The following is a 12,202-nucleotide window of genomic DNA, read 5'->3' on the forward strand; positions in this document are numbered from 1 at the left end:
CATATTTGTTTGCTAACTTTGGTAAGTTAAACAACCCTCATAATGAAAGTAAGAGTACTGCTTACCCTGTTATTATTTACTACAATTAAACTTACCGCCCAGGACTTACTACCTTTTGTAGAGAACTTTACGAAATCAGACTACAGTGGGGATAATCAGGTATGGAGTAGCTGTCAGGGAGATGATAATGCTTTGTATTTTGCAAACAATCATTACTTTTTACGATATAATGGCGTAAAATGGGAAAAATATTCACTCCCTAATAAAACTATTATACGCTCTATTTATCCCGATGGTGATAGGATTTATAGTGGTTCATACCGTGAGTTTGGTTACTGGCAAAGGATAGACGGAAAAATGGAATATATATCCCTCTCTAAAGGAAAAGATGTTTTTACCGGGACTTGGGATAATGAGGAAATTTGGAAAATATTCAAACACAATAATAAATTATACTTTCAGTCATTTAATGCTTTATATATAAGTGATGGGCAGACTATTGAGAGAGTTAAGTTTCCTTCCTTAGTTTCTTATTGTTATGTTCTGGATAATACTGTTTACGTGGCCTCTGTACAAAACGGAGTATACAGGATGGAAGGGAATCAGTTTGTGCATCTTGAGGGCTGGTCTGAACTAAACCTAAACGTTATTCATGGTATGGAGCTTAATAAGGCTTCAGGTGAAATATATGTATTTACTAAGAATAAAGGCGTTTTTGTGGGGAATGAAAACGGTATTGCTCCATGGAGCTTTCCGTTAAACAATCTTTTAAAGCAAAATGTAATTCTATGTGCTAAATTTATTGATAATAACAGGCTGGCTATAGGTACTGCTCTTCAGGGGATTTATGTAATTAATATAAATACAGGTGAGTATTATAATATTAACAGACAAAATACCTTAAAAAATAACGCTGTACTTAGTGTGACTCTTGACAGGGAAAATGATTTATGGCTTGGACTGGATAACGGTATTGCCCATATTGAGGTAAATTCACCCATATCGGTTTTTCAGGATAATTCGGGGGTATTAGGTTCGGTATATTCACTTTCGGCTACCGGAGATTATTATCTTTTTGCTACAAATCACGGATTATTTGAGTATAAAAATAATGACTTAAAGGCTATACCTGGTTCACAGGATCAGGTTTGGGATATTTATAAGCATGGTGATGAGTATATTATAGGGCATAACGGAGGTACGTTTGTGTATAACGGAAATTCTTTCATAAAAAAAAGTCCCATAAACGGTGGTTGGCGTTTTATAAAAAGTGATTATGATAATGCTTATTTTCAGGCTAATTATGCGGGGTTAGCTGTTTATAGGGATATTAATAACCTTGCTAATTATAAACGTATAGACAGCCTTAGCAAACCGCTTAAAAATATGGCTCAAAGCAAACCCGGCGAGATTTGGGCTGCCGATAATTACAGGGGCTTATATCGTATAACTTATGATTCAGGATTTAATACATTAAGCTTTACCGATATTTCAAAAAAAAATAATATTAATAATGATTATGCGGTCAAAATATTCAGGTTTAGGGACGAGATACTCTTTTATATAGATAATAGCTGGTACACTTATAATAGTATTACTGCAAAGCTGGAACAAAACCCTGTGTTTAATACATCTTTTAAAGACATATCAGATGTTTCGGCAATTGACGATAACAGGTTTTTAGTTATAAAGGACGGACTTTTATACCTGATAACACGAGAAGCCGAAATGTTTGTGTGGCACTTGTTGCCGGAAAAATACTATCAGGGGAAACTCATAATGGAGGATACCCGTGTATTTAAGGATGCAAAAAGATTACTTATTAATCTTGACGATGGATTCCTGACTTTTAATAATACTCAAACCACTAAAAAACCGGCAACAGTATTATTAGAGAGTTTTTATAATGGTAAACTTATCTCTGCCGGAACTAAAATAAAATATAATCAGCCTGTAGAAATCAATGTTGTTGCTGACTATTACGGTTACAGTAAACCAGACTTGTTTTATAGGCTTAATGATTCTGGCGATTATATTCCTGTTAAAAACGGAAGTATAATCTTAAATAACCTTAACAGCGGCAGTCAGGATTTTAAGATATACTATAATAATGGTAAAGAATATATTGAAACGGCTTCTTTTGATTTTGTAGTGGCGCGTCCCTGGTATTTTTCGGGCTGGATGATTTTAGTTTACATCCTTGTCGTGTCTACCGTATTCTTTTTATACTACAGATGGAATAAAGTGAGATATCTGCAAAAAATCAGGCTACATGAGGAGGAACTGAAACACCAAAAGGAAATACTGGAGGTAGAAATGGATGCCGAAAACAAACTTAGGCAGCAACAGCACGAAAAACATATGCTTGAAATGGAAGTGCAAAATAAAGCCTCTGAAGTTGCGGGGAAATCATTATCCATAGCCAAGCATAGTGAGATGATTGAAAGTATTCAGGAGGTTTTGGAGAGTAAAGCTGAAGGCGATGATCTTAAAACCAAAATAAGGAAAATTATAAAAACGAGTTCGCTTAGTAAAAATGAATGGCAAAGTTTTGAGAAAAACCTTTTCAAAAGCCATGAAGAATTTGTAGATAAATTGTCTCAATTGTATCCTTCACTTACTGCAAAAGATATTAAACTTTCCATCTATTTAAAGATGAATTTATCATCAAAAGAAATTGCTCCGTTAATGAATATTTCTTACCGCGGGGTAGAACTACATCGTTACCGTTTGAGAAAAAAACTGGATATAGATAAGGAAGAAAGTCTCTATAGGTTTATGATTAATCTATAATTGGGGGTATTTTTTTATCTAAAACTCATTTTTAAGGCGGCTATTTTACCATATTACAACTCATCAATACTACATCATTAATAGTTTTAATGATGTACTTTTATTAGTTTTAACTGTTTGTTTTATAGTATTTTATAATGTTTTTTTTGTAGTATGATGTAGTTAAGATATGCTTAAAAAGCTAACACTACATCGTTATAGTTGGTAATTTAGTCTCAACTAACTTTAACATAATCGATTTATGAAAAACTTTATTCTTGGGCTATTTCTTATGCTGGGTGGTTACATAACCTACGCACAGGAAATAACAGGAACGGTTGTCGATGAAAGCGGACTACCGATTCCTGATGTTTATATTGTGGCTACACAATCTAACACAAGTACTACAGCCGATTTAGATGGTAAATTTATCATTGAGGCTAAAGAGGGTGAACCTATCACTTTCTCAATGTTAGGCTATGACAACCTAACTGTAAATGCTACTGCTAATATGAGTGTGGCTATGAAGCCGAGCTCAGACTCTGTTCTTGAAGAGGTGGTTGTAGTAGGTTACGGAACAACTAAAAGATCTGACTTAACCGGTGCTGTAGGTACTGTTAAGGCTGAGCAGTTTACTAAACAGCCTCAGTATAACGCAATGGGGTCTATTCAGGGTAAAGTTGCCGGTGTTAACATTATTAATAATGATGCTCCGGGAGCTACTCCTACTGTAAGAGTAAGGGGATTAGGTACTGCTGTTGCAAATAGTAGTCCTTTATATGTTGTAGATGGTATTGTTGTGGGGAGTATTGATAATATTAACCCTGGAGATATACTTACCATGGATATATTAAAAGATGCTTCATCTGCAGCTATATATGGTTCTAATGCGGCTAACGGTGTAATTCTTATTACTACTAAAAAAGGTAAATCAGGTAAAATGAATATTACTGCGAGTTCATCTTATGCAGTAAAATCATTGCTTAACAAAGTAGAAATGGCTAATGCCAGCCAATATGTAACCTACTTTAATGAAAACCTTACCTTCCAGGGAAGAACTTCAGGCTTTTTACAGGAAAACCAGCCGTATGATACTGATTGGTTAGATGAAACGACTGATTTAGGTAAAACTACAATCAACAACATTGCTATCTCAGGAGGTAGTGAGACAGCTGATTATTATTTTAGTTATAATAATTATGCTGAAGACGGTATTCTTGATCAACAAAAAATTGCAAGAAACACATTACGTTCAAATACTTCATTTAAACTATTTGATAACAGGCTTAAATTAAGTCAAAATGTTACTTACGCTCATACCAAAACAAACCCTAAACCTTTTGGAGCTTTTAATGACGCATACAGACAGGCTCCTATAGTACCTACTCATTACGCAAATGGTGCTTTTGGTCAGTCGTTTTATAATACTACAACAGGTGTAGTTGGTTATCAAGCAGGTGATGGTGAGAGTATAGGTAGATTAAACTCTATAGGTAACCCATTAGCAAATGTTTATTACCAGAATGAGGAAATTAACATGGACTACCTACAGGGTATGTTTGATGCAGAACTTAAGATAACAAGCTGGTTAAAAGTTAATTCAAGACTGGGACTTACAAAGAGTTTTTCTAAGAAAAGAGTTTTTAATGATATTAAAGGACGTTGGTTAACTAACGATCCTACAAGAACCGAACAGCAGTTTTTGGATAATCAAACAGGTAGTCCAACATCTGTAACTTGGGCTAATAACTCATTAGAGTATGAAAATGTAGAAAGTTTCCGTTACAACTGGGATACCTTCTTTACGCTTAATAAATCTTTTGGTAAAAATAACTTCACCGTAATCGGTGGTATAACAAAAGATAAAAGAAATGATATTTATACTACAAGAGTTAAAGACTGGAATGTTCCTTATCAGGAACAGTATTGGAATATAGACATGGCAACAGGTAATTATACTGCAGAGGCCTCTCAGTTCTATAATACTCCGGTTCACATGCTATCTTACTTTGGACGTATAGAGTATAACTTTGATCAAAAGTACTTTCTTACTGCTAATGTTAGAAGAGACGGTAACAGTACTTTTGTAGATGGAGGTGAATACTGGGGTACTTTTCCTTCTGTTTCAGGAGGATGGGTTATTTCAAGAGAGAACTTCTTTAGCGAAGTAAACGGTATTAATTTCCTTAAAATAAGAGGAGGTTATGGAGAAATGGGTAATGCTGCAGTACCGTTTAACACACAGGTATTATCTCGTGGTAATGATAGTGGCTCATATAACTATGTGTTTGGACCTAACCAGGATTTAGTTTTTGGTGCTTATAACGGATCTCCTACATTCCCAATTTCCTGGGAAACTACAAAAGAATGGAATGCAGGTCTTGATTTTGAAGTACTTGACAGAAGGTTAACAGGTAGTTTTGATTACTATCACAGGTTAACAGATAATGCAAATTTAAATATTAATCCGGTACTCAATTCACCATACAACCAGTCTTTCTATGATGAAGCTTGTGATATATTAAACGAAGGTTTTGAAATTGGCCTTAACTGGAGAGATACTATTGGTGACGACTTTAGCTACTTTGTTGGTGGTACATTTGCTAATAACAAAAATACAGTTCAAAACATTAAACCGGCTTATGATGGTTATATAGGCGGTAGTTTGGCTAACGGTCAGGTAACTAAAAGACTTACTGAAGGACAACCTATTTACTCTTGGTGGATGTATGAGGCAAACGGAGTATGGCAAACTCAGGATGAGATTGATGCTAATCCACACATTGCAGGTGCACAACCAGGTCAGTTAAAATATGTTGACCAAAATGGTGATGGCAAAATTGACGATGCAGATAAAAAGAATTTCGGTTCATATATACCTACATTCACTTACGGTATTAACGTTGGTTTTAACTACAAAAATTTAGATTTCTCTGTTGATGGTTATGGTGTAGGAGGTAATAAGGTTTATAACGGTCTTAACGGTACTCGTATCGACGGTGGTGAGAATTTCTCTACAGAGATGTTTAACGGTCGTTGGACAGGTCCTGGTACTTCAAACTCTAAGCCGGGTGCAAACAGAGATTCAAGGGCTTCAAGCTACTACCTTGAAGACGGAGATTACTTTAGAATTAACAATATTACGGTAGGATATACATTTAATCAGGTATTTAACGGTATAGAGTCCATAAGGATTTATGGTACAGCTCAAAACCCGTTCCTGTTTACTAAATATTCTGGATTTACACCAGAGATCAACAGTAATGGTAAGCCGGGAGAAACTACAGGTATAGAGCTTTCAGCTTATCCTAATACCAAGAGTTTCATCTTTGGGGTATCTCTAACATTATAAAATTGGCATTATGAAAAAACAATATAGAAAAATAGTTTGTATGTTTTTTGCAGCTGCTTTTTTAGCAGGCTGTAGTGAAGATTATCTGGATGTCCCTTCAAGGGAAGACCAGCTGGTTGGAGAAGCTACTCCAGATGAGCTTGTTATAGGTATTTATGGTCAGCTTACCGAGTGGGATTATGCATTCTCATACCTAGGAATTACTGAGATTTTATCTGATAATGCAGATAAAGGAAGTTCACCTTCAGATACGGGAGGTGACAAACAAGAGCTGGATCAGTTATTATTTACTAGTAGCTCAGGATCATTTGGTGCTATGTGGTCAAACTGGTATAAAGCCATTGGTCGTGCTACTATAGCTATCGAAACAACAGAAACTTATGAAGGAAATATAACAGATGAGCACAGAAGCCGTCTAATAGGTGAGGCAGAGTTTCTTAGAGCTTATAACTACTTTTTCCTTGTAAGAGGTTGGGGAGACGTTCCGTTACAACATATAAGCCTTGTAAACAGGGTTCCTAAACAGGAGGTTTATGATTATATAGAGCAGGATCTTTTAGATGCAATCGATAGGTTGCCACAAAAAAGCGAATATGCAGCTGCAGATTTAGGTCGTGCTACAAAAGGTGCTGCTCAGGCACTATTATCTAAAGTATACCTGTATCAGGAAAAATGGCAGGAAGCTTATAATATGGCTCAAACTGTAATCACTTCCGGTGAGTACGGACTTGAAACTGACTATTCAGTTCTTTGGAGAGCAAGCAGCGAAAATGGTACAGAGTCTATATTTGAAGTACAGGCAAGGGGAGAATCAGTAGCTCATGGTGTACAACAATACTCTCAAACTCAGGGTGCCCGTGGTACCAGCGGATGGGGATGGGGTTTCAATATTCCGTCACAAAACCTTCTTGATGCATTTAATGCTGAAGGTGATAACATTCGTAGAGATGCTACAATCATTTTTGCAGGTGAGACATTATTTGACGGTCGTGAAGTAAGTGCATCGGTTGAAAACCCAATGTATAATGAAAAAGCGTACTCTAGTGCTAATGCAGGTGATAGTGATGGTGATAAAAACATACGTGTACTAAGACTTGGTGAAATTTACCTTATCGCTGCCGAAGCTGCAAATGAGTTAGGTAATACTGCTACAGCGCTTTCAAACTTAAACGTTGTTAGAGAGAGAGTTAGTCTTGATCCTGTAGAGGGAGTTTCAGGAGATGCTCTTAGACAGGCAATATGGAAAGAAAGAAGACTTGAACTTGCTTTTGAACACGACAGATGGTTTGACCTTGTTAGAACGGGGCAGGCACAGGCTGCTATGCAGGCAAACGGTAAAACTTTTATTGTAGGTACTCATGAGTTATTCCCAATACCTTACAATCAGTTGATACAAACTCCTGAAATGGTTCAAAACCCTGGTTATTAATAAATAAAATTAAATCTTCCTCTCATAGTGATATGAGGGGAAGATATCTTACTATGAAAATAAAAAATACAAGTCTTAAAAGTTTAGTAATAGCCATACCGGCATTGTTGTTTGTAGCCTGTGGGGAAGGTTCTAAAGAAAAGAAAGAACAAACCGCAGAACAGGCAACTACAGAAAAACTGACAGATGAGCAATTGGTTGATGTAGTACAAAAGGAAACGTTTAAATACTTTTGGGATTTTGCAGAGCCTAATTCGGGATTGGCGCGTGAACGTTATCATCCTGATGGCAATTACCCTCAAAACGATGCCCATGTGGTAACTACAGGAGGTTCAGGTTTTGGTTTAATGGCAATACTTTCAGGTATCAATCAGGAATACATTACCCGTGAACAGGGGGTTGAAAGGCTAACCCGTATTGCAGATTTTCTTGATAAAGCCGATCGTTTTCATGGTGCATGGCCACACTGGATGGACGGTAATACAGGAAAAGTACAGGCTTTCGGGAAAAAAGATAATGGTGGTGATCTTGTGGAAACCGCTTTTTTATGTGAAGGGATTATTTGTGTTAGAGAGTTTTTTAAAGACGGTACTGACGAGGAAAAAGAACTGTCTCAAAAATTCGATAAACTATGGAAAGGTGTAGAATGGAACTGGTTTACAAATAACCAAAATAAACTTTTTTGGCACTGGTCTCCCGAATATAATTGGGAAATGAACTTTGCTCTTGAAGGGTACAATGAATGCCTTATTACTTATGTATTAGGCGCCTCATCACCAAATCATGCTATTAAACCGGAGGTTTACCATGAGTGCTGGGCAAGAAATGGAGGCGGGATAAAATCGGATAATATTAAATACGACCTGCCTTTAATTTTAAAACACAATGGTGCCGAAGAATTTGGCGGACCTTTATTTTGGGCGCATTATTCTTATGTAGGACTTGATCCTAATAAGTTAACCGATAAATATGCCAATTACTGGGATGTAAATTACAACCAAACAAAAATTGACTATTTATACTGTGTTGAAAACCCTAAGGGATATAAAGGTTATGGTGAAAACTACTGGGGGCTTACGGCTTCATATACCCGTAGTGAAGATGGTAGTGTAGGCTATACAGCACACATGCCAAGTAATGACAGGGGAGTTATTTCTCCTACTGCAGCAATAAGTTCTATAGTATATACACCTAAAGAGTCTATTGCAGCAATGCGTAATTTTTATGAAAACTATAAATCTACTATTTGGGGTCCTGCCGGTTTTTATGACGCACACAGTGCAGAATACGATAACTGGGCAGCAAAAAGATACCTGGCTATAGACCAGGGACCAATGGTAGCAATGATAGAAAACTACCGTACAGGATTACTTTGGGATTTGTTTATGAACGCTCCTGAAGTTCAGGAGGGGTTAAACAAATTAGGGTTTCATTCAGGAAAATACGGATTTTAATGAAGAGCTTACTTAAAGCAGCTGTGATCGCATTATTTATAAACGTGCCTTCTTTTGCACAAAAGACGGAAGAGGGCTCGTTTTCAATTAAAATAAAACAGGAAAAACAGCTGGATTATCTATTATATAAACCGGAAGATACAAACGAGGCCAAACCACTTATTGTTTTTCTTCACGGTTCGGGCGAAAGGGGCAATGACCTTGAAAAAGTAAAGGTTCATGGTCCGTTTAAATATTTACAATCACATCAACTGGATACCTATGTATTGGCTCCGCAATGTCCTGAAGGGGAATACTGGGATAGCGAGGCACTATATTCACTTATAAAAAGCATACAAAAGGCTAATGATATAGATAGTAGCCGTATTTACCTAACAGGCCTTAGTATGGGAGGCTGGGGTGCCTGGAATCTGGCTTTTGCACATCCTGATATGTTTGCTGCACTTGTACCTATTGCCGGATTTGTAGACAGGGTTCCCATGATTGAGAACTGTAAGGTGAAAGACATCCCTATTCGCATCTTTCACGGACTGTTGGATAATGTGGTTGATGTAAGCTATTCTGAAATCATTTACAAAAGGCTAAAACCTTGTTGTAAAGATATAAAGCTTACCATTTTTGATGATGCCAATCATGACAGCTGGACAAGGGTTTATGATAATCCTGAAATTTATGAATGGATGCTAAAGCAGAAAAAACAATAAAATGCATTCGTGAAAAAGAAGCATGCAATTTTACTTTAAAATGAAATACACTAAAACCGCTCTATTACTATTAGCTTTTTCACTTACTGCCTCTGCGCAAAAGGGGAAAAATGCCAAAAAAACACAAACCCGTGAGGAATTTGTTGCCGAACTAATGGGTAAAATGACCATTGACGAAAAAATAAGTCAGTTGGTTCAGTTTACTGCCGATGGTACTGTTACAGGTCCAAAAGCGGGTGTTAATTATATTGACGAAATTAAAAAAGGGAATGTAGGTTCTATACTTAATGCTACAGGTGTTAAGTACACAAGAGAACTTCAAAAAATGAATCTTGATAATTCAAGGCTTAAAATTCCGTTGCTGTTTGGGTACGATGTTATCCACGGTTATAAAACAATATTTCCTATTTCATTAGGGGAAGCCGCTACCTGGGATACCGATGCGGTTGCACTTTCTGCACGTGTTGCTGCCGAGGAAACAGCTGCCTCAGGGGTACACTGGACATTTGCCCCAATGGTAGATATTACTCGTGACCCACGATGGGGTAGGGTATCTGAAGGTTCGGGAGAAGACACTTACCTAGGAGTACAGCTTGCTATAGCTCGTGTAAAAGGCTTTCAGGGAGCAAACCTTGCCGACCTGAATACCATATTAGCCTGTACAAAGCACTTTGCAGCTTATGGTGCTGCCGAGGCTGGTCGTGATTACAATACGGTAGATATGAGTGAGCGTGTACTTAGGGAAACTTACCTGCCGCCATTTCAGGCTACTGTAGATGCTGGTGTAGCTACATTTATGACATCGTTTAACGAGATTTCAGGTGTGCCTGCTACAGCAAACAAATTCCTTTTAAGGGATGTGCTTAAAGGTGAATGGGGCTTTGACGGTTTTGTTGTGACCGATTATACCGCAATCAACGAACTTATACCTCACGGTGTAGCTAAAGATTCTATTCATGCCGGAGAGCTTGCTTTAAAAGCAGGTGTTGATATGGACATGGTAGGTGCTGTGTACTTGAAATTCCTTAAAAAATCATTACAGGAAGGTAATGTTACTGAAGCTCAGATTAACGATGCCTGCCGCAGAATACTTAATGCAAAATACGATTTAGGTTTGTTTGAAGACCCTTACCGTTATAACGACGATAAAAGAGAAAAACAGACTATCTATAAAAAAGAATACCTTGATGCTGCTTTACATGTAGCAAACGAATCAATGGTATTGCTTAAAAACGAGAACAATGTACTTCCTTTAAACAAAAACCAAAAGGTGGCTTTTGTTGGTCCGCTTGTAAGTGACGAATGGAACATTATTGGTTCGTGGGCTGCAACGGGCGACCGTTACGGTTATGCTACAAGTGTGGAAGAAGGTATCATGGAAGTAGCAAACAAGAAAAATGTAAGCTTTGAAAAAGGTGTTGAGATACTTAAAGATGACAGAAGCATGATTGCTAAAGCTGTTGAAAGTGCACGTAATGCCGATGTTATTGTAGCTGTTATGGGCGAGTTTGAAAACATGACAGGTGAGGCTGCATCGCGTTCAAGCATTGACTTGCCTGGTATTCAGAAGGAGTTTCTGGCAGAGCTTAAAAAACTAAACAAACCTATCGTTTTAGTGCTACTAAACGGTAGACCGTTGACTCTGGAATGGGAAAACGAAAACATGGACGCTATACTTGAAGCATGGTATCCTGGTACAAGAGGTGGCGCTGCTATTGCACAAACTCTTTATGGTATTAATAACCCAAGCGGTAAACTACCTATGACTTTCCCAAGAAACGTAGGTCAGGTACCAATTTACTACAATCATAAAAATACAGGTAGACCTTACTTAGGCCCAACAGACCCTGAGCAGAAGTACAAATCAAGATATACAGATGTAGATAACAGTCCGCTTTTCCCGTTTGGTTACGGATTAAGCTATACTACATTTGATTATTCTAACCTTAAACTGTCTGCAAACCAAATCAATTTTAACGATACGCTTAAAATATCGGTAGAGGTTGCTAATACGGGTAACTATGATGGTGAAGAGGTTGTACAGCTTTATATTAGAGATAAGGTAGGTACGGTTACACGTCCTGTAAAAGAGCTTAAAGGCTTTAAGAAAGTAGCCCTTAAAAAAGGAGAAAAGAAAACGGTAGAGTTTGAGATATCATCAAACGATCTTCGTTTTTACAATATAGATATGGATTTTGTTGCAGAACCGGGCGATTTTGAAGTATTCGTTGGCGGAAGCTCTGCTACAGAAACCAAAGATAAATTTGTGTTAGTTAGGTAATTTAGACTTTGTTTTTGCTTATTCAAGAGGCTGTCCGTGTGGCAGCCTTTTGATTATAAGTTAAATTCTTATTGCTTTTGTAAAGTGTGGTTTCTCTTGATTAAGGCTAAAATTGAATAAGTGATATTTAATACCATGACTTTTTGATAATTCGTACAGGTTTGCGACTTTCGAAAACCTTTGAATTTATTAAAAATGCAATTTACGCAG

At 37.2% G+C, this 12,202-nt stretch carries 6 protein-coding genes; all 6 read left to right on the forward strand.

Annotated features, from left to right (window positions below; translation table 11 throughout):
* The first annotated feature begins 42 nt into the window (after positions 1-42).
* The 6 genes from ABS768_RS04665 (at position 43) to bglX (ending at position 11,992) form a co-directional block, all read left to right on the forward strand.
* Positions 43-2,793, forward strand: coding sequence for a helix-turn-helix and ligand-binding sensor domain-containing protein (locus tag ABS768_RS04665; RefSeq protein ID WP_408073815.1), 2,751 nt, complete (start codon positions 43-45; stop codon positions 2,791-2,793).
* 241 nt (positions 2,794-3,034) lie between these two features.
* Positions 3,035-6,124: a SusC/RagA family TonB-linked outer membrane protein gene (locus ABS768_RS04670; RefSeq protein WP_408073816.1), complete on the forward strand. Its 3,090-nt coding sequence runs from the start codon at positions 3,035-3,037 to the stop codon at positions 6,122-6,124.
* 10 nt (positions 6,125-6,134) lie between these two features.
* Positions 6,135-7,553, forward strand: a complete 1,419-nt coding sequence (locus ABS768_RS04675; RefSeq protein ID WP_408073817.1) for a RagB/SusD family nutrient uptake outer membrane protein — start codon at positions 6,135-6,137, stop codon at positions 7,551-7,553.
* A gap of 53 nt (positions 7,554-7,606) precedes the next feature.
* Positions 7,607-9,007, forward strand: coding sequence for a glucoamylase family protein (locus ABS768_RS04680; protein WP_408073818.1), 1,401 nt, complete (start codon positions 7,607-7,609; stop codon positions 9,005-9,007).
* Entirely contained in the window at positions 9,007-9,711 is a 705-nt protein-coding gene (locus ABS768_RS04685) for a carboxylesterase family protein (protein ID WP_408073819.1), read from the forward strand. Before ABS768_RS04680 ends, ABS768_RS04685 begins: the two co-directional genes overlap by 1 nt.
* A gap of 40 nt (positions 9,712-9,751) precedes the next feature.
* Entirely contained in the window at positions 9,752-11,992 is a 2,241-nt protein-coding gene (bglX, locus tag ABS768_RS04690; protein ID WP_408073820.1) for a beta-glucosidase BglX, read from the forward strand.
* Positions 11,993-12,202: the final 210 nt, after the last annotated feature.

Source organism: Flavobacterium rhizophilum, assembly GCF_046000485.1.
GTDB lineage: Bacteria > Bacteroidota > Bacteroidia > Flavobacteriales > Flavobacteriaceae > Flavobacterium > Flavobacterium rhizophilum.